Source organism: Acinetobacter sp. NEB149, from assembly GCF_012516415.1.
GTDB classification, from domain to species: domain Bacteria; phylum Pseudomonadota; class Gammaproteobacteria; order Pseudomonadales; family Moraxellaceae; genus Acinetobacter; species Acinetobacter lwoffii_V.
In genome coordinates this window covers 2,267,511-2,293,310 of sequence record NZ_CP051208.1, presented here as the reverse complement: position 1 = coordinate 2,293,310, position 25,800 = coordinate 2,267,511, and the positions used below count along the sequence as shown (strand labels likewise).

Here is a 25,800-nt window from a genome sequence, read left to right as displayed (position 1 = left end):
AGAAAAAAAGCCCATCATCTGACGGGCTTTTCGTTTTATTTAGCTTCTTGCTCAGCAGCATCCGCTTTTTGGGTCCAGAACTCAGCTAGTTCTTCATCGCCATCTACACCTAAACCATTTGCATAAATAAAAGCAAGATCGCGCATGGCCTGAACTTCACCCCATTCCGCAGCCTGTTTGACTAAAGAAATTGATTTCTCTACATCTTTTTCAATCACATCACCGCGACGGTAGAAACCGGCCAGCTCTAAAGTCGCAGCAGGGTGCTTCTCGATATTGGCCTTGCTTAACCAGTAATAGGCTAACTCAAAGTGAGCTTTAGATTCTTCCGGATCTTCTTCTGCTAATTCTTTGGCATACACGGTGTAACCTTCACCTAGCCAATACATTGCATCCACCAGACCGCCATTTGCTGCTTTTAAAGCCCATTCTTCAGCAAGAATGATGTCATCATCATGCTCGCTTTGCATATACAGTTCAGCCAGTTCAAATTGCGCTTCAGCATTGCCTGCTAAGGCAAGATTGGTCAGGACAGCAGAGGGAGAAACACGCTGGGTCATATCAACATCTCAAAAATATTGTGCGTAGACTAAAAGGTTTAAAGCAAAAAAGCCAATCCGAAGGCCAGCTTTTTAAAGAGATTGGTCAATCAAATGATTAGATCAAGCAAAGAATCCCTGAGATCGAGGCGATGAACACACAGAACATTACGATCACTTTAATTCTACTTGCCAGATAACTCAGGCTTAAGCCGACCACCAGTGCTGCAAAAGTCAGACTACCCAGCCAGTAACTGATCATATTGCTGATAGCTCCTGTACACAGGCACAGAATTAGGGCGAGTATGAGCAATACCCAACCGAGAATAGTCGCAAGTTGTGTTTTTGCAGGGTTGAGTTCTGTGTCAAAAATCTGTTTTTGATGTTTGGACATCGACGTTGTAAGCGCAAAGAAACCCAGTGAAGTTAAAGCCCAAATCAGTAAGAAAAACATCATGACTGATTCTCCTTGAGAGCAACCTTGGCTTTTTTAGGCGACAAGCCTTTATGGTTTTTCACTTTTTTAAATGAAAACCAGAACAAGATCGCAAGCACCCACATCGCTAGATCAAAAGAAGCAATGACCCATTGACCATGCATAATGGTGTTCCAGATCGCCTGACCGCCGGTCAGAAAATTGACGATTGGGAGCAAGGCAAATGTCCCAGTTGCAAGCATGAGAAGCTCTAGCCAAGCTTGTCGATGACTGCGAATCATGGCATACAGTAAAGTCAGTAACCAGACAATAAAGAAGCTACGTATTTCCCAGTTCAGACGCATGTCCATGTCTGCCGGAATAAAACGGTTGGCATAGAAATAGGCAGCACAGGCAACAGGTAAACCAATAATGGCAGCGATATTGGTGACTTCCACAAGACGATAACCAAACGATTTATAGCCTTGTTTCTGTTGCTGTGGTGCACGTTTGACACACCATAGAATCAAGCCGGTGGCAATCATCAAGGTACCCACCACACCTGACATGAACAATAACCAGCGTAACGCCAGATCTACGCCACGTGCTTCATGCAATGTGGTGAATACATTATAAATACCATTTGCGATTGAAGGCATTTTCAGTGTGGTTTGATCTGGCTTTAATTCACCTGTTACGCCATTAAAAGCAAGGCTCGGATAAACATTGCGATAAGCTACGCTGACTCCGTTTAAGGCACGAAGCTCAATTTCTGCTTTTACGGTATTTGGCTGGATAATAGTTATCATACCCACCGGATTATTTTTCCATTCTTTTTCGGCTGTTGCCAAGATCGGAGCTAGATCGGTTAACGGTGCAGGAGGTGCAGCTTGCATTTCATCACGAGAGCGGCGACCTTCACTGCGTGCAGACATTTCACCGCGCTCGCCACGATTTTCTCTCTCAGCTTGCGGTCGACGTTCTTTGCGCTCACTATGGCTTTCACGGGATTCAGCCTGAATACTGTTGTCTTGAACCAAACTCTTACGTTGATCCTGAAGGAAAGCACCACGATTTTCATAAATCTGGTTTACGCCCCAGGGCATGAGGGTAAAAAGCAATAATAATAAGCCACTGAAGGTAATCATGATGTGAAAGGGCAGGGCAAATACCGCAGTAGCATTGTGTGCATCCAACCATGAACGCTGACCTTTGCCGGGGCGGAAAGTAAAAAAATCCTTGAAAATTTTCTTATGGGTAATGACACCGCTGATGATTGCCACCAGCATGAGCAGGGTCGCAACGCCGACCATCCAGCGCGCCCAGATTCTTGGCAAACCATACAATTCAAAGTGGAAACGGTATAAGAATGAACCACCGCGTGTTTCACGCGCTTGCAAAACTTCGTCGGTGGCGCTGTCAATCGTCACGCGGGTACCGCCACGACGGGCACGCGGATCTTCGCCGGCACTACGAATAGTCAGGGTGGTAGTATTTTGGCGTGAGTTAGGAAGCTGGATTGCCCAGCTGCCAGCATCCGGATGGTGCTGTTGCAGATAAGCCAGTGCCACACGGGTTTGTTCGATTTGAGTCTTTGGTGGAACTGATTGATGAAATTCCGGTTTCATCCAGACGGTAATTTCGTTCTGGAAAAAGCTTAAGGTTCCGGTCAAGAAAATCGCATATAAAAGCCAGCCTAAAATCAGACTGGCCCAGGTATGCAACCACGACATCGACTGGCGTGGACCTTCGGGTTTTGCATCTACTCTCATCTCAATTTCCTAAAAGCTTATAGGCGATATAGAGTAAAACACCGGGAATCGCGATCCCGAGCGTAGCTTTGAGCGTCTTATTCACCATAAATACCCAGATAAATGCAGCAGCATTCAAGCTAAAGCCAATCAGGGTGGCGGACATGGCTGCACTGCTTCCACTGTCGATAAAAAGCTGGGCAATCACGATCGTTGCCAGTGTAGCCAGTAGATAACCGCCAGCACCCGCCAGAATAAAGCGATATAAAATCATCCCACGATAAGCCAGCATACTTGCTTTGACTTTATTTTTGCTTGATGGTTTCGGTGCAGTAACTGTTCCAGTCGCTATGGCTTGCATATTCGGACTATTCATCATCGAAAATTCTATTTACAAACTTATGAAGTAATTAATGATAATGATAACAATTATTGTTTAGATTTTAAATATGGGTTGTTGAACTATTTATATGAAAAATAAGTAAAACTGGAAGTTAGGTTAAAAAAGAGAGGGGAAAGGGAATTAAAAAAGATCAAAATGTAAGGCTTGAAAATAAAAACAGCGGCTCGAAGGCCGCTGTCTAAACTTCATTTATTCACGATTAGTCTTGCTGAATACCTGCAACCACCCAGTCCTGATTTGAACCTGCTGGTTTGGTGAAATGCCAGATTTCTGCGAACGGTTGCGGCAAGCTGTTTAAGTCTTCGCTTACCGTACCTGTAAAGCGTACGCTGACAATATACTGGCCATTGTCAGTCGATGAGTCGACGACCATCGCATTCAGATTTGAAAACTCGGCAACATCCTGATCCTGATTGCTCATGATGTCGTTATACATTGACTGATAAAGTTCAGGAGTCAGATAACGCTGAATTTCAGAAATGTTGCTTGCTGTATTCATGGACTGAATATGGTTAAAACGCTGACGCGCTACACGCAAGAATGCTGCAGGTTCAGTACCATCCGGTAACTGGCTGCCACTTTGGGTATAAGCTGCACCAAAAGGCGCGTTATTTACCGGAGCAGAACCGAACGGCGCATTATTGCTTGACGTTTGACCGCCTACGTTCTGGCCAAAAATATTGGTACTGTCACCACTGCGAGGTGTGGTTGGTGCCTGACCAAACGGCGCTGCATTGGCAGCACCGCTATTTGGCGCAAATGGATTAGACGCTACTTTTTTTTTTGCGCCCATCTTACGGAAAATGAAGAAGGCAACAGCAGCAGCGAGAAGGATCCAGATCCAGCTCGGAATACCACCTTTTTCCTCTTCGGCTTGAGCAGCTTGAGCTTCAGACGCTGCTACACTTTGATCATCCGCCAAAGCATTGGCAGCGACTGCACCAATTGCGGCACCCGCTACACCCGCAGCAACCATACCACCCACACCCGGGCCAGATTTTTGCTGGGTTGCAGCACCCGCTGTTGGCGCTTGTTGAGCAGGCGCAGCTTGACGAGGTTGTTGATAAGATTGAGTAGGCTGTGCAGAACGTTGCATACCGTGACTTTTACCGCCACCAGCACGTTTTGCTTCAGCAGCAAAAGGCGCAATCAATAAAACTGCTGTCAAGATACCTGTGATCAAACCGCGCTGTCGAACTTCCATTCATTTTTCCTATGAGAATAAAACCTGTTTGTACAGTCTATTTATATAGGCTTTGTGTGGAATTTCAATCAAAAATCTGTATTTTTTTGCTCTTTGTACGAAATGAGCCGGTTTACAGTTAATTGAGTTCATCACTCAGCGCCATTGCCTCGCTCAAGGCTTCATGTAAACGCGCAACTGCAATAATTTGCACGCCCTCAATGGATTTTTGCGGTGCATTGCCGCGAGGGACAATAATGTATTTAAAACCATGTTTAATCGCTTCTTTCAGCCGTTCCTGACCGTTCGGCACAGGGCGAATCTCTCCAGACAGTCCGACTTCCCCAAAAACCGCCAGCTGTTGCGGTAAGGCTTTGCCACGAATGCTGGAAGCGCAGGCGAGAAGTACCGCCAGATCCGAACCTGTTTCGGTGATTTTCAAACCACCGACAATATTGACATAAACATCCTGGCCGGAGGTTTGCACACCACCATGCCGATGCATGACTGCAAGGAGCATATTTAGACGGTTCTGATCCAGGCCGAGCGCTACACGTCTTGGTTGGCCATGTGCATCATCGACCAGTGCCTGAACTTCAACCAGAAGCGGGCGCGTACCTTCGCGGCTGATCATTACAATCGAACCGGGAATCGCTTCATCATAACGGCTTAAAAAGATGGCTGAAGGATTGGAAACTTCGCGCAGACCTTTATCGGTCATGCCGAACACACCGAGCTCATTGACCGCACCAAAACGGTTTTTGACCGCTCGGATCATCCGGTAACGTGAATCCGACTGGCCTTCAAAATACAGCACACAGTCCACCATATGTTCCAGTACACGTGGGCCGGCCAGTGCGCCTTCTTTGGTGACGTGACCAACCAGAAATAAAGAGGTACCGCTATTTTTGGCAAAACGCGTCAACAGGGCCGCGGATTCACGAATTTGCGATACACCACCCGGAGCAGATTGTAAGGTCTCGGTATACAAGGTTTGAATAGAGTCTAGAATAGCCACCGCAGGGCGTTGTTGGGCCAATACTTCACAAATACGTTCAACACAGGTTTCGGCCATAACTTTGAGCTGATCGGTCGGCAGATCCAGACGCTGGGCACGTAGCGCGACCTGAGACAAGGATTCTTCGCCGGTGACATATAAGGCCGAATTTTTGGCAGAAGCCATGTGCGCGGCTGTTTGCAGCAAAATAGTCGATTTACCAATTCCGGGATCACCGCCAATCAGAACGACGGAACCTGTTACCAGTCCGCCACCCAGAACCCGGTCAAATTCACTGATCCCCGTCGGCAGACGGGTTTCGTGAGAGACTGAGACCTGATTTAAAGTCGTGATGCTGGACGCCTGGCCTGCATATCCACCAGCGATTTTTGGCTGAGCCCGATGTATAACCGCAGGTGCAATGCTGACCTCAGTCAGGCTGTTCCATTCCCCACATTCCGAACATTGCCCTGACCATTTTGGATGATCCGCGCCACATTGTTCACAACGATAGACACTTTTTGCTTTAGCCATATTTTAAGATGAAGCGATTGAAATTGACTGACAGCATAGCGGTGAATGTAATCGAAAACCAAGCCTTTCACCTGAAAATTCATGGTTTTTACGACAAGGCTTGTCGTTTTTATTTACGCTTATTTAGATGTTGTGCATCAACGCCGTCTATAATACCCGTCTTGTTATGCTGAAATGGAACAGATCTTGTCACAATTGCTGAAACATATTGATGCGATCGCACGTGAAAAAAACCGTGATGTGCTGTTTGTGCATTTTGATCATTATGTACATCCAGATCGGGACGCAAACTCGGTTCGGCAGATGTTGATTGACTGGCTAGAGCAACAGGGCATTGTCTATATGCCGTGTTTAGGTGTGGATCAAACCGTCCATAGTGAAATCTACCTGGGTGGGCTTTACTTAGATGTACCTTTTGATCTGCATCATAAAACCTATCAAAAACTGAGTGGATATCTGGAAGATGAACAGGGCAATATGAAAATTAAAGGCATTCAGTTTTTTGTTTTATCTTTGGGACTAGCACTGGAGCTTGAATCTGAGTGGGACAAGCTGGCTTGTAGTGGTTTACGTTGCTAAAATTTCATAATGAAAAATGGGAAAACTGAAGTATAAAAAAGCCACGATTTACGTGGCTTTTTTATATGTGAATTGAATATTTACACCACTTATCAATTAATAAAGTTCACCAGATTTACGTCTTGCAATGAAGTCTTTCGACTCTTTGGCAATAACACCAGACAGAAGTAATAAGCCAATCAGGTTTGGAACCGCCATGAGCCCATTAAAGGTATCGGCGAAGAGCCAAACCAGATCAAGGGTCGCCACACAGCCAATAAATACCGAAGCGATATAAATAATGCGATAGGGCAGCACAAACTTCTCACCGAGCAAATAAGTGGCACATTTCTCGCCATAGTAGCTCCAACCCAAGATGGTGGAATAAGCAAAGAAAATAATCCCGAGGGTCACAATCCAGCCGCCGATCCCAGGCAACAGTTTGTCAAACGCGCTGATGGTCAATACTGCGCCGGTCTGGTCACCGAATGAGTTGCCGGCCATGATATAACCCATCACCAGGACAATACCGGTAATTGAACAGACAATAATCGTATCAATGAAGGTACCGGTCATGGATACCAAACCTTGACGGGCCGGATGATCGGTTTTTGCCGCTGCGGCAGCAATCGGCGCAGAACCCATGCCGGCTTCGTTGGAGAATACACCACGTGCCACACCATAACGAATCGCCGCACCAATCGCACCGCCTACTGCAGCTTCACCGGTAAATGCATAGGTGAAGATCATTTTCAGTGCCGGCACGACCAGTTCCAGATTATTTAAAATAATAATCAGACCGCCAGCAACATAACCCACCGCCATAATCGGCACGATCACAGAAGAAGCTTTGGAAATCGATTTAATCCCGCCCAAAATCACCAGTGCTGAAAAGGCAGTGATAATGATCCCCGTCATCCAGGTTTCAATGCCCAGGCTGTTTTCAACTGCCAGTGCTACGGTATTCGACTGTACTGAACTGCCGATCCCAAAAGAAGCCAGTGTCCCGAACAAAGCGAAAATCAGTGCCAGCCATTTCCATTTCAGACCACGCTCGATGTAGTACATCGGACCACCGGACATTTCACCTTTCTCATTTTTGACTCGGTATTTGACTGCGAGAACACCTTCGCCATATTTGGTCGCCATACCAAATAGGGCAGTCATCCACATCCAGAACACGGCGCCCGGACCACCGAGAACACAGGCAGTGGCTACACCGGCAATATTACCGGTACCAATCGTGGCAGAGAGTGCGGTCATCAATGAAGCAAATTGGGAAATATCACCTGAATGCTCAGGGTGCTTGCCAAAGACCTGTTTAAAGGCTAAAGGCAACATGCGGAACTGCCAGAACAATAAACGGAAGGTGAGAAATATCCCGGTACCGACAATCAGTACCAGCATATAAGGGCCCCAGACCCAGCCGCTTAAAGTTTCCATTAAACTTTGTAAATTTTGCATAAAATTCTTCTTATTGATCCATGTCTGTGTAGTTCGAGGTATTGATTAAAAAGCAATTGCTATGCCAGATGCATTCATCCTGAATGCATAAATTGGCTGAATAGTGTTCTATTTTTTACACAGTTTTAAAAATTTGACAAGAAATTACTGGAATATCGCAGGTCAAAAATAAAGCAGAAATGTAACTGTAGAGCGATATAAGAAAAATAAATTAACTTCTTCAATTAATCAGGAAATACAAATGATGCAAATTTTATTTTTGTATTCAGCATTTTTTACGTTAATTTGTCGCGAGTAAAACTCAAAGTTGTAATTAATAATGTCAGAAAAATATAACAATTCGTCGGCAGAGCACGGTGAATTAAAGCGGAGTTTGTCCAATCGGCACCTACAGTTAATTGCCATTGGGGGCGCCATTGGAACCGGCCTGTTTATGGGTTCGGGTAAAACCATCAGTCTCGCAGGTCCTTCGATTCTGGTGATCTATATGATCATCGGTTTTATGGTCTTTCTGGTGATGCGAGCATTGGGTGAGCTGTTACTCTCCAATTTACAATATAAATCATTTATTGATTTTGCCACGGATTTGATCGGGCCTTGGGCCGGATACTTTGTTGGCTGGACCTACTGGTTGTGCTGGATTACCATCGGGATCGCGGATCTGTCAGCCATTATTTACTATCTGCAATTCTTCAATAATGGCTTGCCCTTTAGCCCTGAAGAAGGCGTCATGATCAGTGTTGCCGCGATTGTGTTTATCATGGGCTTGAATCTGGTCACGGTAAAACTGTTTGGTGAAATGGAATTCTGGTTTGCCCTGGTCAAAATTATCGCCATTGTGGTGCTGATTGCCGTTGGTCTGTGGATGGTATTTACCGGCTTTACCAATGATGTCGGTACGGTCGCATCCTTTAGTCATATCTGGGAGCATGGCGGTTTGTTCCCGACGGGTGCCATGGGCTTCCTGGCCGGTTTCCAGATTGCCATCTTTGCCTTTGTGGGGGTGGAACTGGTGGGGACTACCGCGGCTGAAACCAAAGATCCGGAAAAGAACCTGCCAAAAGCGGTGAACTCTATTCCGATCCGTATCATTATTTTCTATGTATTGGCACTGCTAATTGTGATGTCAGTAACTCCATGGAACCAGATTGACCCGAATGTCTCGCCTTTTGTAAACCTGTTCAGTCAGGCTGGCATTGCAGCGGCTGCGATCATCATGAACCTGGTGGTATTGTCCTCGGTGATGTCATCGATGAACAGTGGCGTATTCTCGACCAGCCGTATGCTGTTTGGCCTGTCGCGTGAAGAGCAGGCACCGGTTGCTTTTGGTCGCTTGAACCGTCGCGCAGTGCCTGCAAATGCCCTGTATTTTTCTGCCGTGTGTTTGTTGCTGGGTGCAGCACTGCAGTATTTCGTTCCGGATACTGTTCGGGCCTTTACCTTGGCCACGACTTTATCCACGATTCTGTTTATTTGTGTCTGGATCATCATTATCTGGAGCTATATCGTGTATTACAAAACACGTCCAGAGCTGCATGCCAAATCGACCTTTAAGCTGCCAGGTGGATTGGTGACCTGTTGGATCGTGATTATTTTCTTCCTGAGCATGATCGTGGTTTTGGCGCTGGAAGAGGATACCCGCCAGGCACTGATGATCAGTCCGATCTGGTTTATCCTGCTGATCATTGGATATTTTGGTTTCTATAAACAGAAACATAAATAAACCTTATCAATAAAAACGTCAGCGATCTGCTGGCGTTTTTTTTTGTCTAAAGATACTCTCTAGCGTTTAACGCTTGGGTCATGCCGAATGATCGCGTTATACTTCATCGAAACTATTACATTAGGTGGTCAGATGCGCCAAGTCATTTGCTACATCAGTATCTTAGCGACAGGTCTTGCTCTTGCAGGTTGTGGACAGTCAGGTGCTTTGCACTTGCCGAATGATCCGAATTACGACAAGCGTGCCAAGTATCTGTTATACAAGAATACTGACACTGAGCCTAAAGCGTCCGATGAAGAACGCGAGGCACCTGTGCAACAACAGTTTGCTGCACCTACCGATTCAGACGTTAAAACCACACCATAACGCTTTCACAGAAAGGATACCTTCATGAGTTTCACCCGCATTAATGGGGTATTGCACGCTGAGCAATGTTCATTACAACAGCTCGCGGAGCAATTCGGCACACCACTCTATGTTTATTCTAAAGCCACTTTGGAAAAGCATTTTTTAGATATGGATCGTGCTTTTGATTTTATCGACCATCAAATCTGTTTTGCGGTAAAGTCCAACTCTAATCTTGCGGTATTGAATGTATTGGCCAAACAAGGCGCCGGTTTTGATATTGTGACCGGCGGTGAATTGGCGCGTGTGCTGAAAGCCGGTGGTGATGCATCAAAAATCGTATTTTCGGGTCTGGGTAAAACTGAAGCAGATATCAAAAAAGCGTTGGAAGTCGGGATTGCCTGCTTTAACGTAGAATCTTATGCCGAGCTGGATCGTATCCAGAAAGTTGCGGCTGAATTAAATGTCAAAGCGCCGATTTCATTGCGTGTCAATCCTGATGTCGATGCCAAAACCCATCCTTATATTTCAACCGGCTTAAAAGAAAATAAATTCGGTATTCCATCGGATAGCGTGTTTGAAACTTATCAATATGCAGCGTCATTGCCAAATCTGGATGTGGTTGGGATTGACTGCCATATCGGTTCACAGCTGACTGAAACCCAGCCATTTGTGGATGCACTGGATCGTGTCATTGTGATGATCGACCAGTTAAAAGAGCTGGGCATTCACCTCAAACACATCGATATCGGCGGTGGTCTGGGTGTGACGTATAAAGATGAAACCCCGCCGTCGGTTGAAGAATATGCCAATGCGCTACGTCCAGCTTTAGAAAAATTGGGCTTGAAAGTGTATATGGAACCGGGACGTAGTATCTCTGCCAATGCAGGTGTGCTGCTGACTAAAGTGGATCTATTAAAACCAACGAATCACCGTAATTTCGCGATTATTGATGCTGCGATGAATGACCTGATTCGTCCTGCTTTATATGAAGCATGGATGGACATTCAATTTGTTACACCTCGTACCGATGTCGAAACGAAAGAATGGGATGTCGTGGGCGCAATTTGTGAAACTGGTGATTTCCTGGGTAAAGAGCGTGAGCTTGCGATCAAGGAAAATGATGTGCTGGCAGTACTCGGTGCAGGTGCGTATGGTTTCGTGATGAGTTCAAATTACAACAGCCGTGGACGTGCTGCTGAGGTAATGGTCGATGCTGATCAGGCACATTTGATTCGTGAACGTGAGACGATTGAATCACTTTGGGAACGTGAGCGTTTATTGCCTTAAGGATAAATCAGGATGTTATTAGAATTTACCAAGATGCATGGTCTGGGCAATGACTTTATGGTGGTTGACCTGATCAGCCAGCGTGCTTATTTAGACACTTTGACCATTCAGCGTTTGGCCAACCGTAACTTCGGCATTGGTTTTGATCAACTCTTGGTGGTTGAGCCACCCGATGTGCCAAGTGCAGACTTTAAATACCGGATTTTTAATGCCGATGGTTCGGAAGTGGAACAGTGTGGCAATGGCGTGCGCTGTTTTGCCAAATTTGTGCATGATCGTCAGCTGACTACCAAAACCAAAATCAAGGTGCAAACCAAATCTGGTATTGTAGAGCCGGAATTGGGTGCGAATGGCTGGGTACGCGTCAATATGGGCTATCCAAAATTCCTGCCTCAGGAAATTCCATTTGTGGCTGATGCACCGGAGAGCCTGTATGACATCGAGCTTGCTGGCGGTGAAAAGCTGACCATTGATGTAGTGAATATGGGTAATCCACATGCGGTGACGATTGTACCGGATGTGATTGCTGCCGATGTCGCACGTATTGGCCCACAAGTTGAATCGCATGTGCGCTTCCCGGCACGGGTCAATGCTGGCTTTATGCAGATTATTGATGAAAAACATGCGCGTTTACGCGTATATGAGCGTGGTGTGGGCGAGACCTTGGCTTGTGGTACAGGTGCCTGTGCTGCCGCAATTTCAGGTATGCGCCGTGGTCTGCTTTCGAGTAAAGTTGAAGTTGAGCTGGCAGGCGGCAAGTTGCAAATTGAGTGGAAAGAAGGTGATGTGGTCTGGATGACTGGACCAACGGCGACCGTATATGAAGGGCGTCTGGATTTACGTTATTTCCAGGGTTAAGCGGTATTACTTTGAAACAAGCCTATCCATGAGATAGGCTTTTTGCTTTCTATTTTATTGATCTAATTCTGCTTGCAGGTCTGCCATCATTTGTTCATACGTGGCTTCAAATATCATTCGATCGCCACCAATGCTGTAGAAACTTGGAATGATAAAAGTCACTAGATTGCTAAATTCAGGGTTGGCATAAAGCATGTCTACAAATACTTCAATTTGATCATCTTGAATGCCAAAGCTTGAGGCAATTTTTTCAAATTCAGGATAGAAGTCTTGGATATTATCTGGATTAAAGCGCTTTTGTAACTCCTTTAATTCATTGGTGAGTTCTTCGACCTGTAGGCTGTTCAAATTAAAAGATGCTGCAATTTTTTCAAATGAATGCATTTTATACTCGCTATGAAATCGTTTTTATGTCATGTTTTTTGGTAAGTGATTTGATATTAGCAAAAGCTGATCAGAATTTATCTTATAAAATGAATTTTAAATGATTGATTTTTTAGATACAAAATATAGATAGATGTAATATTGAGAAAGGTGGATTGGTGTAGGAAGGTTTATATTAATGGATGCAACACAATTATTATCCATCTGGCTAAAAGAACGTGAAATTCAAAACCAGTCCAAACATACCTTGCAAGCCTATGAACGTGATGTCTCGGATTTTTTAGAATTTTGCCAGCATGAACAGCTCAATTTAAATGATGTAGAAGCTACCGATTTACGCCAGTTTCTGGCTGAGAAAGTGGAACAGCATCAGTTAAGTCCCAGCAGTCTGCAACGTATGCTTTCGGCTATTCGCCAGTTTATGAAATGGGCCGAGCAGGCTCAGCATATGGCTTTTAATCCGGCGGATGATTTTCAGTTAAAACGTCAATCGCGTCCTTTGCCGGGCATGGTGGATATTGAAACAGTCAACCAGATTATTGATCAGCCTGCGCCCGAAAATGAAATACAGCAGCAAATGTGGCTCCGGGACAAAGCGATTTTGGAATTGCTTTATTCGAGTGGGTTGCGTCTGGCAGAACTGCAAAGCCTGAGAATTAAAGATATTGATTTCAACCGGCAGTTATTACGCATTACTGGTAAAGGCAATAAAACCCGGATTGTGCCTTTCGGTTCCAAGGCCAAAGACAGCGTGATGGCTTGGTTGCAAGTCTATCCCTTATGGAATGGCGATTTTGTACCGGAGGCGAATGTATTTATTACCCAGAAAGGCAATCCGCTCGGTGCAAGACAGATTGAGAATCGGGTTAAATTTCAGGCGCAGCGCGCAGGCGTCAATGTGGATCTGCATCCGCATTTGTTAAGACATTGTTTTGCCAGTCATATGTTGTCGAATAGCCGGGACTTACGAGCGGTGCAGGAAATGCTAGGGCATAGCAATTTGACCACCACGCAAATTTATACTCATGTCGATTTTGATCATCTGGCCCAGATTTATGATCAAGCCCATCCACGTGCACAACATAAAGAAGATTGATCATGTGCCAAGTGTTATAGAATAAAAATCATGAAAATTGTATTTTTGGCACAAAACTTTCATATATAAATCTTAAAATGGAATTAAACTGAACACTGGCGTTCGGGTAAGCATTTCACTATTGTCTTATTCGTTAAATGCGCCATTTCAGGTATAACAATAAATAGTATTTAATATTTAAAATGAATATTGCTGAGTAACATCTCAGTATTGGACCGATGGGAGGTGACATGGACACACTGGTAATTGCAGATATAGAGCAAAAATATGCACAGTTAAGTGAAGCTCAAAAAGAAATGTTTGCAGGTTATGGTCTGCGACAAATCAAGCATTTTGTGGACATTAGCTTACCCAATCTTGAAGCGACTTTACCTGAAGGCGCCATCATTCAAGGGATCAATGCCGATGGGAAAGTTCAGGCCTTTAATGCGGCTACTGGGCAATACTATTTATGGATTTCTGACCTGCAATGGCAATTGTCGAATCGTGCGACCCAGGCAGTGGATTTAAAAGAAGATGCGATTGCGATTTGGCAAATTTTTGAATTGGCAGACTATGAACTGGTGGATTTGAGCCATGTACATCGTGATTTTTTAGCACAAGAAACTGAGTAAATTCTGAAGTATCCACACAGCATAAAAATAAGATTCAGTCCTGTGGTTTGGCTTTGCTCAAGAGGAAAAAGTTGTCTTCTATAGGCAACCTTTTCTTATAGTAGAACTTGTAATCTATGCGCTTGCAGCACAGGTTATAGTTTCAGCAAGCTACGATTATTTAAACCGCAAATTAAGAACATAGCTTCGTTATCTAAAATCAGTTTGTCTATAAATCTTCTAAAGGTAGCTGGAAACTCTGTTTAATAATCTGGCTGGGTAAATCTGTTTTGACACTGGTAATACCATTTTTTTTGGTTAGATGTGTGGACTGAAATTTACGGTAACTTTCCAGATCAGGTACCACGACTTTCAGCATCGCATCACTTTCCCCCAAAATAATGTAGCACTCCATCACCTGAGGCAGTTCTTTCATTGCCTCAATAAAGGTATCAATAGTTTCGGCATCCTGACCGACCAGCCAGATGCGTGAAAATAAAATCAACTGAAAACCAATTTTTTGTTGATCGACAATAGTCGTGTAATTCTGAATGACGCCTGCATCTTCCAGTAATTTCACCCGGCGTAAACAGGACGAAGGTGAAAGTCCGATTTCACGTGCCAGATCATTATTCTGAATACGGCCATTGGCCTGTAAATGTCGAATGATATTTTTATCAATTCGATCAAGTTTTACCCGCATAGACTTGGTGGATATTTTCATAAATTAGAATAATATTCGAAAAATAATACTTATTATAAAATAAATTGAAAGCCAATTTTGTAAAAAATTGCAGATACTTATTTCACTTTCTGGAGTTTGAAAGGAAAAGGAAATGTCTGTATTTGTACTCTTTGCACTGACCGTGCTTCCCCTGATTTTTACGCCTGGACCCGATATGTTATTTATCCTGTCTCAAGTGATGGGTAAAGATGCAAAAGCAGGCATGATGGCAACCTTAGGGGTGTGTTGCGGTTATCTGGTGCATTCTATTCTGGTAGCACTCGGGATTGCGGCTATTATTGTCTCTTTTCCGGTGCTGTTTGAAACGATTCGCTGGCTTGGAATTGCTTATCTGCTGTATTTAGCCTTTGGTTTGCTCAAATCGGTATTCAGTAAAAATGCGCTGAACATTGAGAAAAAGACCTCAGCCAATCCGATTAAAAAAGGTTTTTTTACTGCGCTGTTAAATCCGAAAGGGATGTTGATTTATTTTGCGATTTTGCCGCAGTTTATTGATAAATCGGCCAATACTATCAGTCAAGGTTTGATTCTGTCCTTTATTTTTATCAGTCTGATTTTTGTGGTGTATTGTGGCTTAAGTATTTTGTTCAGCAAAATCAGCCAAAAAACTCAAATGGATGAACGTAAACAAAAATGGGTGGATGGAACTTCTGGTGGTTTACTGGCACTTGCTGCAAGCTGGCTCATCATTAATTAATCTGGTTGCAAAAAAGCATACTGTTCGCAGTATGCTTTTTTTTATAATTGCGAAGATTTGAAATTAAACATTCACTGTGTAGGCGTAGAATTCAATGCGCTGGTTTATTATTTGGTCAATTTGTCTTTATATGGGGTTTAATTCGCTCTCAAAAATAGTTCTGTCCAAAATGACAAAAGCTGACATATCTATATTCCGGCTGTTTTGCTTCAAGCTGCTTTAAATCAATTTAAATTAAATGTGATCAATCAAAACTTCTGATGTGATTAATCAGATAAAAAAATAATATAAATCAATAATTAAATTTTAAGTAAATATTGATACATTTCATTGTAATAAAACGATAACAATTAATTGTGAACGCATCGTTCAGGGAAAATTACGCATTTTTACACCTCTTTGTTGAATTGTGACTTGACCGAAATGCCGTACACATTGCAAGATAGGGCACCTAAAAAATTTAAGTGAAGAGTTACACTAACTTTTCTCAACATTTACATTTGCTAAAACAGCCGAGGATTACATGAAGGCTCTTGTTGCTGTAAAACGTGTGGTTGATGCCAACGTTAAAGTTCGTGTTAAACCGGACAACAGTGGTGTTGACTTAACTAACGTTAAAATGTCAATTAATCCATTCTGTGAAATCGCAGTGGAAGAAGCGGTTCGTTTAAAAGAAAAAGGAACTGTTTCAGAAATCATTGTTGTTTCTATTGGTCCTAAAGAAGCCCAAGAACAGATCCGTTCTGCAATGGCGCTTGGTGCTGACCGCGGTATTCTGGTTGAAGCTGATGACAGCCAACTGGGTGCGCTGGAAATCGCTAAAATTCTGAAAGGCGTTGTTGACGCTGAACAACCACAATTGATCCTTCTGGGTAAGCAAGCAATTGATGATGACTCGAATCAGGTTGGTCAGATGCTTGGCGCTCTAATGGGTGCAGGTCAAGGTACATTCGCTTCTGAAGTAAAAGTAGATGGCGATAAAGTACAAGTAACACGTGAAGTAGACGGCGGTTTACAAACTGTTGAGCTGAAACTTCCAGCAATCATTACCACGGACTTGCGTTTGAACGAGCCTCGTTATGCGGCACTTCCAAACATCATGAAAGCGCGTAAAAAACCGCTGGATACCAAGTCACCTGCAGATTTCGGTGTAAACCCTGCAACTAAACTAAAAACAGTGAAAGTTGAATCACCTGCAGAGCGTAAAGCTGGCGTACAAGTGAAGTCTGTAGACGAGCTTGTAGAAAAATTGAAAAACGAAGCGAAAGTGATCTAATACAGAAGGATAAAAATCATGAGTATTTTAGTTATCGCTGAGCACGACAACAAAGCATTAAACGCTGCTACTTTAAACGTTGTTGCTGCAGCGCAAAAAATCGGTGGTGATATCACTGTATTGGTTGCTGGTTCTGGCGCTCAGGTAGTTGCTGACCAAGCGGCTAAAGTTGCGGGTGTAAGCAAAGTATTGCTTGCTGATGACGCTGCTTATGCAAACCAATTGGCTGAAAACGTGGCTAAACTTGTTGCTGAATTAGGTAAAGGCTATACACATATCCTTGCTGCTTCTACAACAACTGGTAAAAATATTTTACCACGTGCAGCTGCGCTTCTTGACGTAAGCATGATCACTGACATCATCGCGGTAGATGGTCCTAAGACTTTCAAACGTCCGATCTATGCAGGTAACGCAATTGCGACTGTAGAATCAGGCGAAAACATCGTATTGGCGACTGTTCGTGGTACAGCATTTGATGCTGTAGCTGCTGAAGGCGGTTCTGCTGCTGTTGAAGCTGCTGCGTCTACTGGTGATGCGGGTATTTCTAAGTTTATCAACGAAGAAATCGTAAAGTCTGAACGTCCTGAACTGACAGCTGCGCGTATTGTGGTTTCTGGTGGTCGTGGTGTAGGTTCTGGTGAGAACTATCACAAGATCCTTGATCCATTGGCCGACAAGCTTGGTGCTGCTCAAGGTGCATCACGTGCTGCGGTAGATGCTGGCTTCGTACCAAACGATATGCAAGTGGGTCAAACTGGTAAAATCGTTGCACCTGACCTGTACATCGCGGTAGGTATCTCTGGTGCGATTCAGCATTTGGCGGGTATGAAAGAGTCTAAAGTGATCGTTGCGATCAACAAAGATGAAGAAGCACCAATCAATGCAGTCGCTGACTACTGGTTAGTCGGTGACCTGAACACTGTAATTCCAGAATTGGTTTCTAAAATCTAATTCCTGAATCAGCTTTAAAAAAACGCTCTTGCGCAGGCAGTGAAAGCAATGCTTTCCTGTTTTGTGCAAGGGCGTTTTTTATTTTCTAATCCTGAAAATACTTTATCTAAACTGTGAAGTCATGGATGGCAGACTCACAATTTCAGCTGTTGTATAATTTATGTTAATATTATTCTTTTTATAAACTTGCCACTTTGGCGGAGTATTCGTGAAATTTGATGTTCAGTTACCAGTAAGTATTTTGGTGCTGATGATTTGCTGTTTGATTTTCCCCTTTCTCCCGAGTCTACATCTTCCTCTGCTAGATGGTATGGCTGTAACAGCAGTTGAGTCAGTTCAAGCATTCATGTTGCTTGGTTTTGCAGTATTTAGTTTCTTCTATATACGTCCATTCGAATTGAGCCAGGGACAAAAACAGTTTTGGCTTTGGTCAGTCGTATGGTGGATTTTGCTGTTCGGTAGAAGTACCAGTTGGGGCCGTGACTATTTCCCGGAAGTGCCAAAAATTTATTTCCGTGGTATCTCGATCCTGGTCATTGCTCCGGTTGTTTTCATGTTGTTTTTAGCGCCTTTGCGTCAAGAGATTGCAAATAAATTCAAGCATGCAAAATTTTCATTCTGGGCTTTAATCCTGGCAATTACCGGGTTGGTTATTTCAGATGCAATTGAGCATAATCGGTTTTTTATTCATATGATCTTTACTGATCTTGTATATAAAGATCTTCTGGAAGAGTTGTACGAATTTCCTCTTATTATCGGTTTGTTCCTGGTAGCTTATCCATTGCTGAAACAGGACTGTGCCAATGCTAAACGAGCCGAATTGATAATGGCTAAAGATGATTTACATGAAGTGGATTCAAAATTAAGCATTTAAACAAGTTCTATTGCTGAACAAAAAACAAACCTCTGCTCGTAGAGGTTTTTTTGTCATTATAACTTTGTGAAGTGGTTAAAATTGCTACTAAAAATCCTGCAGATAGTTGAGGTTGTAACAGGTAAATTTAGACTGAATTATGCTATACTGTGTGACTAAATTTTAATATTGGTTCAGCTTTTTTTGAACCGATTTATAGCTGGATTTACGACATATAAATACAAGTCAAAATTGGCTTGTAGAATAAGGAGTATGCATGAGCGTATCGGAAATTAGACCGATTGCCATTGAGGATGAACTTAAAAGCTCATATCTCGATTATGCGATGAGCGTGATTGTGTCACGTGCATTGCCCGATGTACGAGATGGTTTAAAACCTGTTCATCGTCGTGTGCTTTTCGCAATGCACGAATTAGGCAATGACTATAACAAAGCTTATAAAAAGTCTGCACGTGTAGTCGGTGACGTGATCGGTAAATATCACCCGCATGGTGATTCTGCCGTATACGAAACCATTGTACGTATGGCGCAAGATTTCAGCTTGCGTTACCAATTGGTTGATGGTCAAGGTAACTTCGGTTCGGTTGATGGCGATAGCGCAGCAGCCATGCGTTATACCGAAGTGCGTATGCGTAAACTGACCCACGAACTGTTAGCGGATCTTGAAAAAGATACCGTCGAGTGGGAAGACAACTATGATGGCTCTGAGCGTATTCCTCAAGTCATGCCAACCCGTGTTCCGAACTTATTGATTAATGGTGTCACTGGTATTGCAGTTGGTATGGCGACCAATATGGCGCCGCATAACATGACTGAAGTTGTGAATGCGTGTCTGGCCTATGCCAATGATCCTCAAATCAGCATTGAAGGATTGATGGAACATATTTCTGGTCCGGATTTCCCGACAGGCGGCATCATTTACGGTAAATCAGGTATCGTCGATGCATACCGTACCGGTAAGGGCCGTTTGCATATCCGTGGTAAATACCATTTCGAAGAAGATCCGAAGAATGGCCGCACCACGATTGTCTTCACTGAAATTCCATATCAGGTTAATAAAGCAAAAACCATTGAGCGTATTGCTGAACTGGTCAAAGAGAAAAAACTGGAAGGCATTTCAGAGCTTCGTGACGAGTCTGACAAAGACGGTATGCGTATCGCGATTGACCTGAAGCGCGGTGAAAACGCTGAAGTGATCGTGAACAACCTGTTCCAGAACACCCAACTTGAAAACTCTTTCAGCATCAATATGGTTTGCCTGGACAATGGCCAACCAAAATTGATGAACCTGAAAGACATCATTGCCGCGTTTATCCGTCACCGTCAGGAAGTAGTCACGCGTCGTACCATGTTCGAATTACGCAAAGCGCGTGAACGTGGTCATATCTTGGAAGGTTTAACCGTTGCTCTGGCAAATATTGATGCCATCATCGAAACCATCAAGAGTTCTGCAAATCCGGCTGAAGCGCGTGAGCGTTTGCAGGCAGGTGAGTGGGCAGGTGGCGGTGTTTTGGCCTTGTTGGAAAAAGCCGGTTCAGTTTCTGTGCGTCCGGATGAGATTGAAGGTGAAGACCCAAGTCGCCCATTTGGTTTGGATGGCGAGATTTATCGTTTGTCACCAACCCAGGTGAATGCAATTATGGAACTTCGCTTGCATCGTTTAACTGGTCTGGAACAAGACAAGTTACATGCTGAATATAGTGAAATCCTGTCACAAATTGCTGAACTGACTGCAATTTTGAATGACTTTAATCTGTTGATGAACGTGATTCGTGAAGAATTGGCATTAATTCTTCAGCAGTATGGCGATGCACGTAAAACGTCGATTGTCGAGTCACGTATCGATTTCTCTCGTGAAGATCTGATTCCTGAAGAGCAAATGGTGCTGACGGTATCGAAATCAGGTTATGCGAAAACTCAACCATTGTCTGACTACGCTGCACAGCGTCGTGGTGGCCGTGGTAAGTCTGCGACCAGCATGAAAGAAGATGATTACATTCAACATCTGATTGTGACGTCAAGTCATGCGACGGTACTTTGCTTTACCAATGTTGGTAAGGTCTATCGTCTGAAAGTCTATGAAGTGCCGCAAGCATCACGTGGTGCGAAAGGTCGCCCAATGGTGAATTTGTTGCCACTGGATGAAAACGAGACCATTACTGCGATCTTGCCTGTGATTGACGCGCCGAAGAAATTCAAAGAACGTCTGGCTGCCTTCAAGGCATTTGTCAAAGCCAATGCAGCGCAGTTGCAAGCCAATGAAGTGATCAATGCTCATTTTGCCGAGCTTGAAGCAGCGCTGACAGAATCTGAAGATGGTGCGGATGATATTTCTGATGCATTGCGTATTCAATTGAAACAGTTGGGCTTGGAGCTTTCTGCAACAGATCTTGATGATGACATCATCAATGACTTTGCTCAGCAGGCTGAAGCGGTACGTAAAAACTTCTATGTGTTTATGGCAACCGAATACGGTACGATTAAACGTGTAGAGCTTGAGCAGTTCTCGAATGTTCGTTCAAACGGTTTACGTGCGATTGAGTTGAATTGTGACGATACCCTCATTGGTGTGGCGATTACTGATGGCGAACAGCAAATCATGTTGTTCTCGAACGAAGGTAAAGCCATTCGCTTCGCTGAGACGGATGTACGTTCAATGGGCCGTTCTGCCAAAGGTGTACGTGGTATGCGCGTGACCATTGGTGCAGCTGCACAGCTAGAAGAAAATGACGAAACTGAGATCGAGTCTGATGACGAAGATGGTTCAGATTCAGCATTGATTAGCCGAATCGTATCACTGGTTGTTGTACCTGAAACTGGCGAAGTACTGTGTGCATCTGAAAACGGTTATGGTAAACGTACTCCAGTAGATGATTTCCCGACCAAGAAACGTGGCGGTAAGGGCGTGATTGCGATCAAGACCTCTGAACGTAACGGTCAATTGGTGGGCGCTGTTGCCATCGATGCTTCTAAAGAACTGATGCTAATCTCTGATGGCGGTACGCTGGTTCGTACCCGTGCATCTGAAGTGGCGCAAACCGGTCGTAACGCACAGGGTGTTCGTCTGATCCGCCTAGGTAATGAGGAATTGCTGGTTGGTGTCGTTTCAATCGAAGCGGTTGAAGAAGATGAGTTTGTTGAAGCGATTGAAGGTGCAGAATCTTTAGTAGCAGAAACAGATGTAGCAGCTGAAACTGAGCAAGTTGCAAAAGATGGTGAAAATTCAGTAGAAGAATAAGTTTTTTACTGATAAAAAGGGCGCTTCGGCGTCCTTTTTTATAAACCTTGACTGCATAAGGGTAAGCGATGAAAACCAAATTAATGTTGTTGGCAGCAGCGGTTGCATTGACTGGCTGTAATTCAATGGACAATATTCCGAATCCGAGTCCTGAACAGGAAAAGGCGGCACAGCTGGCTTATGAGGATTTGCGTGACGGGAAATATGAGGAATTTCTGGATCAGTTAGAACCGCAGTTGCAAACCCAGTTTAAGGATAATGAAAAGCTGATGAAACGCTTTTCACGTTCAATTCCTCAAGGTGAATACAAGTCTAAGACTTTAATGACCAAAGAGATTGAAGAAGCAACCAATCAGCCTGGACAATATAAGGTCAGTTATGAAATTGCCTATCCGGAGAATCTGGTTCAGTATGATGTGAGTTTTGATAAGCCGAATGGTAGCAACAAGATTCGTAATTTCAATATTCAGGTCTTTGGCGAATCAAGTAAATAAGTGGAATAGGCGCATTGCTATAATGTTCTATCTGCTTTGATGACCAGAAATTAAACGTCGATAAGCCAAGAAAAAGCACAAGCTGCCGATCATTCCGAGATAAAGCAATTTAGGCAAGACTAGCTCTGTAGGTACACCCATCTGATTGAGTTGAATAAACATCTGCACAATTTGGGTGGAAGGCAGGATTTCGCCAACGACTTGCATCCAGATAGGCATTGCAGCATGCGGCCAGGCCGCACCAGATAAAAAGAACAGTGGAATGGAAGTGAATACAATTACATGACCCGCACGTTCTGGCAGATCCAGAAAACTGGCAAATAGGCAGGTCATACCAATTATCGTGTAGATAAAAACCGGAACAGCCAGTAGCATCCCGAACAGGTTGCCACCACGTGGATAATCAAATAGCCAGAAGCTAAAGCCGAATAAATAGAAACATCCCAGACAGCCAATAGTAAAGACCGCTAAACACATCCCAATCAATGCATTTGTGTTTAATTCTACTTTTCTTTCCCGATATACCAAAATCAGCATACTCAAACCCAAAAGAATGGTTTGGTGGATAATTAAGGGTGCAACCGCAGGAAAGACATAACTGCCATAGCCGGACAGCGGATTAAATAAAGGAATTTGATGCACAGAAAGGGCCGGTGAAAAATCCGAGACCTCACCAAAGCGTTCAGTATAGTCTGCTAAAGTTTGCTCAACCGATGTGGCTAAGCCCAGACCAATTTGTTTGGTCACTAAAAAGTTGGCTGTACTTAAATACAGTCCAATGCCACCTGTTTCACCATGCCTTAAGCTTTGCGATAAATTGTCCGGCAGCAGTAAAATGCCATCGGCTTTTTGTGACTCCACCCATTGTTTGGCTTCGGCAAAATTTCCGGTAATCGCCTGAATTTCGACATTGGGGCTTTGTGCCACCTGACCAATAATACGGGTGCTTAAGCTACTTTGTTCTTCATCGACAATAATAATCGGTAAGGCTTCAGCCTGCTGTGCCTGATAAGCGGTTGGATAAAAAAAGCTGTAAAACAAGACGGATAGAATCAGCGTGGTAAAGATCGTGCCGTGACTGACGATATCTTTAAAGCTTTGTAGATAGTAAAACCAAAGGGATTTCATGGTGTTGCTCCTTTGGCGATTTTTTTAAGAAACAGATAAGCCAGCAGAGCGTAGACTAGGGCATAGATCAGCAGCATTAATCCAGCTTGCAGTGAAATATACATTGGACTGCCAATCACCCATTGTTCAGTTTGTAATTTGGCATAGGGCGTAAACGGAATAATATTGGACCAAAACTGGGTGAATAGGGGCGCATTATTTAAAGGTAAAGTCACACCGGCAAAACTTAAAGATGAACCACCATAGACCGCAATGATGCCAAAAGATTTACTTAAATCTTTGGTTGCCAGAACCACTGCACTGCTTAAAAATGCATAAGCGCTATATAGCAGAAATTGTGCCGATAGAATCAGAGCGAGCGAGCCGGCAACAAACCAGCCGCGAATTTCAATCAGCCAGAACATCCAGATCCAGGTCCATAGACTAAAAATAGCCACATAGACCAGGTTCTTAGACAGTAATGCCATCCAGATGGATGAGTTGCTGATCCAGCTTGTTAAGGTCTGCCGCTTCAGTTCCTGACCGACGGAAAATGCCACACAACAACACAGTAGTAAATGCAGAATTGCCGGAATGACATAGGGCTCCAGATAGAATTCATAATTCAGCTGCGGATTATACAGCGGCGATATTTTGATATGCGGTGACGGTGCTTCGAGAGAAGGCAACCGGTTGCCCAAATATTGTTGTCCACTAAATTCAGCCAGTGCTTGAAGGGTACTGACCAGCATGGCAGAGGAAATGGTATTTCCGATACTGAAATAACTCTGGTTAAAGGCAATACTGATGTCAGCATCCTGAGCACGAACCAGACGTTGCTCGGCACCGCTTGGAATATGGATATAACCCCAAATTTTATTTTGATTTAGCAGGCGCTCAATCTCAGCTGTTTGTTCCGACACCGTAGCAATTTTAAGAGTATGATTCAGCGCCACATGCTGATAAATGCTTTGACTCAGCGCACTCTGGTCTTGATCAATAATCGCAATCGGTAAATGATCCGGTTTCCCTTGAGCAAACATGCTGCTGAATAAAATAATCACCAGTGCAGGTGCCAGCGTGACCAGACACAGATCCCATTTTTCGCGGAGCAGATAGCGCAGTTCGCGCCATATACCCGTCCACATTATCGGGTCTCTTTCAGTTTAAATAACACGCTCATCCCAACTTTCAGTTCAGGAATCGCTGGTGCGGGCACAAGATGCAGCTTAAAACTGCGCACATCATAACCACCGGTTTGGCGTGTGGTCTTAATGGTGGCAAATTCGCCCTCGGCACTGATCTGCTTGATTTTAAAAGTAGCGGTTTTATCTAGGGCGGGAATATAACCTTCAATACTGCTCATTTTCTGAAATGGGGCATATTGATCTTCACGAATATTCAGGCTCACCCACATTTGATCTTCAATCAGGCTGACCACAGGGACTGCGGTGGCTACCAGCTCTGAGACTTTGCCATAGGTTTTAGACACCGTTCCGTTTATAGGTGCAACTAATTGGGTTTCTGTTTCTAAAGCATTGGCTTCATCCAGCGCAGCCTGGGCAATATCTACCTGTGCATCGGCGGAACTCTTTTGCTGCGAGGTGCTGCCACGTTTGGCACGTGCATATTGCTGATACGCCGCTTCTGTCATTTGCGCCGCTGATTGACTGGCTGCATACAATTCATCACGGCGCTGGCGTGAAATCACACCTTCCTTAAATAAATTTGCACCACGCTCATAAGAAACTTTGGCTAAATTTTGCTGTGCTTTCAGCGATTGCCAGTTGGCATACAGGCTAGCGATATTTTCTTCCTGCGAGCCACGTTCAGCAGTCGATTGTAAAGCCAATGCAGATTGTAAAGCCGCTACGGCTTGCTGTTTTTTTGCTTGAATCTCCGGGCTGTTTAAGCGCACCAGTACATCACCTTTTTTGACCCGCTGACCTTCTTCTACATAAATTTCTTCAATACGGCTTGGCACTTTGGTCGCTACCTGAACCGTTTCAGCTTCTACACGACCCTGCAATTCCAGCGGAGCAGGTTGGTAGCTTTTCCATAATCCAAAAGCGATGACTGCCAGTAGAATTGGAATCAGGGCAAGCAATAAATATTTTTTCTTTTTGGAGATTTCAGGAGCTTGTTCATGCTCGGTCGAAGTCGTCGCGTTATTTTCTATTTCAGTTTTTGTTTCTACCTGTTGTGCAGGCGATTTTTCTGTATCGCTGGATGAAGCCGCTTCATTCACAGGATCATTGGGTTTTTGATCTTCGTTCATGTTCGGC

Annotated in this window: 25 protein-coding genes; 13 read left to right on the top strand and 12 right to left on the bottom strand. The window is 44.0% G+C overall.

The genetic code is table 11. The annotated features are described in order from the left end of the window. Nucleotides 1-35: 35 nt before the first annotated feature. The 6 genes from HGD77_RS10935 to radA form a co-directional block, all read right to left on the bottom strand. Nucleotides 36-560, bottom strand: a complete 525-nt coding sequence (locus HGD77_RS10935; protein WP_168386981.1) for a tetratricopeptide repeat protein — start codon at nucleotides 558-560, stop codon at nucleotides 36-38. A 97-nt stretch (nucleotides 561-657) separates the two neighbouring features. Further along, the gene (locus HGD77_RS10930) at nucleotides 658-996 is read right to left on the bottom strand and encodes a DUF3325 domain-containing protein (protein ID WP_168386980.1); all 339 of its coding nucleotides are present in this window, start codon (nucleotides 994-996) and stop codon (nucleotides 658-660) included. Then, the gene (locus HGD77_RS10925; protein WP_168386979.1) at nucleotides 993-2,726 is read right to left on the bottom strand and encodes a PepSY-associated TM helix domain-containing protein; all 1,734 of its coding nucleotides are present in this window, start codon (nucleotides 2,724-2,726) and stop codon (nucleotides 993-995) included. The genes HGD77_RS10930 and HGD77_RS10925 overlap by 4 nt, the downstream gene beginning before the upstream one ends. Before the next feature lies 1 nt (nucleotide 2,727). Continuing rightward, nucleotides 2,728-3,084 (bottom strand): hypothetical protein, encoded by a 357-nt coding sequence (locus HGD77_RS10920; protein WP_016807069.1) that lies wholly within the window; start codon nucleotides 3,082-3,084, stop codon nucleotides 2,728-2,730. A gap of 223 nt (nucleotides 3,085-3,307) precedes the next feature. Further along, entirely contained in the window at nucleotides 3,308-4,312 is a 1,005-nt protein-coding gene (locus HGD77_RS10915; RefSeq protein ID WP_168386978.1) for a Tim44 domain-containing protein, read from the bottom strand. 118 nt (nucleotides 4,313-4,430) lie between these two features. Next, on the bottom strand, nucleotides 4,431-5,822 hold the full coding sequence (radA, locus tag HGD77_RS10910) for a DNA repair protein RadA (RefSeq protein ID WP_168730844.1): 1,392 nt from the start codon (nucleotides 5,820-5,822) through the stop codon (nucleotides 4,431-4,433). Nucleotides 5,823-5,996: 174 nt separating this feature from the next. Here radA and HGD77_RS10905 point away from each other — a divergent pair, with 174 nt between their 5' ends. After that, entirely contained in the window at nucleotides 5,997-6,401 is a 405-nt protein-coding gene (locus tag HGD77_RS10905) for a hypothetical protein (RefSeq protein ID WP_168386976.1), read from the top strand. Nucleotides 6,402-6,497: 96 nt separating this feature from the next. Here HGD77_RS10905 and HGD77_RS10900 read toward each other — a convergent pair whose 3' ends face one another. Beyond that, nucleotides 6,498-7,844, bottom strand: a complete 1,347-nt coding sequence (locus HGD77_RS10900; protein WP_168386975.1) for an alanine/glycine:cation symporter family protein — start codon at nucleotides 7,842-7,844, stop codon at nucleotides 6,498-6,500. Nucleotides 7,845-8,163: 319 nt separating this feature from the next. Here HGD77_RS10900 and HGD77_RS10895 point away from each other — a divergent pair, with 319 nt between their 5' ends. From HGD77_RS10895 to dapF, 4 genes are all read left to right on the top strand, one after another. Next, nucleotides 8,164-9,567: an amino acid permease gene (locus HGD77_RS10895; RefSeq protein WP_004731814.1), complete on the top strand. Its 1,404-nt coding sequence runs from the start codon at nucleotides 8,164-8,166 to the stop codon at nucleotides 9,565-9,567. 132 nt (nucleotides 9,568-9,699) lie between these two features. Then, nucleotides 9,700-9,933 (top strand): LPS translocon maturation chaperone LptM, encoded by a 234-nt coding sequence (gene lptM / locus HGD77_RS10890; RefSeq protein ID WP_129716745.1) that lies wholly within the window; start codon nucleotides 9,700-9,702, stop codon nucleotides 9,931-9,933. A gap of 24 nt (nucleotides 9,934-9,957) precedes the next feature. Further along, nucleotides 9,958-11,202, top strand: coding sequence for a diaminopimelate decarboxylase (lysA, locus tag HGD77_RS10885; protein WP_168386974.1), 1,245 nt, complete (start codon nucleotides 9,958-9,960; stop codon nucleotides 11,200-11,202). Nucleotides 11,203-11,214: 12 nt separating this feature from the next. Next, nucleotides 11,215-12,060, top strand: a complete 846-nt coding sequence (gene dapF / locus HGD77_RS10880; RefSeq protein WP_005103901.1) for a diaminopimelate epimerase — start codon at nucleotides 11,215-11,217, stop codon at nucleotides 12,058-12,060. A gap of 54 nt (nucleotides 12,061-12,114) precedes the next feature. Here the strand turns inward: dapF and HGD77_RS10875 are convergent, their stop codons facing one another. Beyond that, nucleotides 12,115-12,444 (bottom strand): hypothetical protein, encoded by a 330-nt coding sequence (locus HGD77_RS10875; RefSeq protein ID WP_005103900.1) that lies wholly within the window; start codon nucleotides 12,442-12,444, stop codon nucleotides 12,115-12,117. Nucleotides 12,445-12,622: 178 nt separating this feature from the next. On the opposite strand from HGD77_RS10875, the gene xerA reads away from it, so the two are divergent. Next, nucleotides 12,623-13,540, top strand: coding sequence for a site-specific tyrosine recombinase/integron integrase (gene xerA, locus HGD77_RS10870; protein WP_168386973.1), 918 nt, complete (start codon nucleotides 12,623-12,625; stop codon nucleotides 13,538-13,540). A 230-nt stretch (nucleotides 13,541-13,770) separates the two neighbouring features. Continuing rightward, a complete protein-coding gene (locus tag HGD77_RS10865; protein ID WP_004731804.1) occupies nucleotides 13,771-14,154 on the top strand; it encodes a hypothetical protein in 384 nt (127 codons plus the stop codon). A 208-nt stretch (nucleotides 14,155-14,362) separates the two neighbouring features. Here the strand turns inward: HGD77_RS10865 and HGD77_RS10860 are convergent, their stop codons facing one another. Then, nucleotides 14,363-14,857, bottom strand: a complete 495-nt coding sequence (locus HGD77_RS10860) for an Lrp/AsnC family transcriptional regulator (RefSeq protein WP_035341055.1) — start codon at nucleotides 14,855-14,857, stop codon at nucleotides 14,363-14,365. A gap of 112 nt (nucleotides 14,858-14,969) precedes the next feature. On the opposite strand from HGD77_RS10860, the gene HGD77_RS10855 reads away from it, so the two are divergent. From HGD77_RS10855 to HGD77_RS10830, 6 genes are all read left to right on the top strand, one after another. Beyond that, nucleotides 14,970-15,575 carry a LysE family translocator gene (locus HGD77_RS10855; protein ID WP_005103894.1) on the top strand — a complete coding sequence of 202 codons (606 nt, stop codon included), beginning with the start codon at nucleotides 14,970-14,972 and terminating at the stop codon, nucleotides 15,573-15,575. A gap of 523 nt (nucleotides 15,576-16,098) precedes the next feature. Further along, nucleotides 16,099-16,851, top strand: coding sequence for an electron transfer flavoprotein subunit beta/FixA family protein (locus tag HGD77_RS10850; protein ID WP_004280496.1), 753 nt, complete (start codon nucleotides 16,099-16,101; stop codon nucleotides 16,849-16,851). An 18-nt stretch (nucleotides 16,852-16,869) separates the two neighbouring features. After that, nucleotides 16,870-17,802, top strand: coding sequence for an FAD-binding protein (locus tag HGD77_RS10845; RefSeq protein WP_004645709.1), 933 nt, complete (start codon nucleotides 16,870-16,872; stop codon nucleotides 17,800-17,802). 208 nt (nucleotides 17,803-18,010) lie between these two features. Then, complete coding sequence (locus HGD77_RS10840; RefSeq protein ID WP_005103891.1) at nucleotides 18,011-18,676, top strand: hypothetical protein; 666 nt, start codon at nucleotides 18,011-18,013, stop codon at nucleotides 18,674-18,676. Nucleotides 18,677-18,932: 256 nt separating this feature from the next. Next, entirely contained in the window at nucleotides 18,933-21,914 is a 2,982-nt protein-coding gene (gene gyrA, locus HGD77_RS10835) for a DNA gyrase subunit A (protein ID WP_168386972.1), read from the top strand. A 68-nt stretch (nucleotides 21,915-21,982) separates the two neighbouring features. Further along, nucleotides 21,983-22,408 (top strand): hypothetical protein, encoded by a 426-nt coding sequence (locus HGD77_RS10830; RefSeq protein WP_004280487.1) that lies wholly within the window; start codon nucleotides 21,983-21,985, stop codon nucleotides 22,406-22,408. 27 nt (nucleotides 22,409-22,435) lie between these two features. Here the strand turns inward: HGD77_RS10830 and HGD77_RS10825 are convergent, their stop codons facing one another. From HGD77_RS10825 to HGD77_RS10815, 3 genes are read right to left on the bottom strand one after another with little or no spacing between them, the layout of a single operon-like run. Then, the gene (locus HGD77_RS10825; RefSeq protein WP_168386971.1) at nucleotides 22,436-23,536 is read right to left on the bottom strand and encodes an ABC transporter permease; all 1,101 of its coding nucleotides are present in this window, start codon (nucleotides 23,534-23,536) and stop codon (nucleotides 22,436-22,438) included. Beyond that, complete coding sequence (locus tag HGD77_RS10820; protein WP_168386970.1) at nucleotides 23,533-24,663, bottom strand: ABC transporter permease; 1,131 nt, start codon at nucleotides 24,661-24,663, stop codon at nucleotides 23,533-23,535. The genes HGD77_RS10825 and HGD77_RS10820 overlap by 4 nt, the downstream gene beginning before the upstream one ends. Then, complete coding sequence (locus HGD77_RS10815; RefSeq protein WP_168386969.1) at nucleotides 24,663-25,793, bottom strand: HlyD family secretion protein; 1,131 nt, start codon at nucleotides 25,791-25,793, stop codon at nucleotides 24,663-24,665. The genes HGD77_RS10820 and HGD77_RS10815 overlap by 1 nt, the downstream gene beginning before the upstream one ends. Nucleotides 25,794-25,800: the final 7 nt, after the last annotated feature.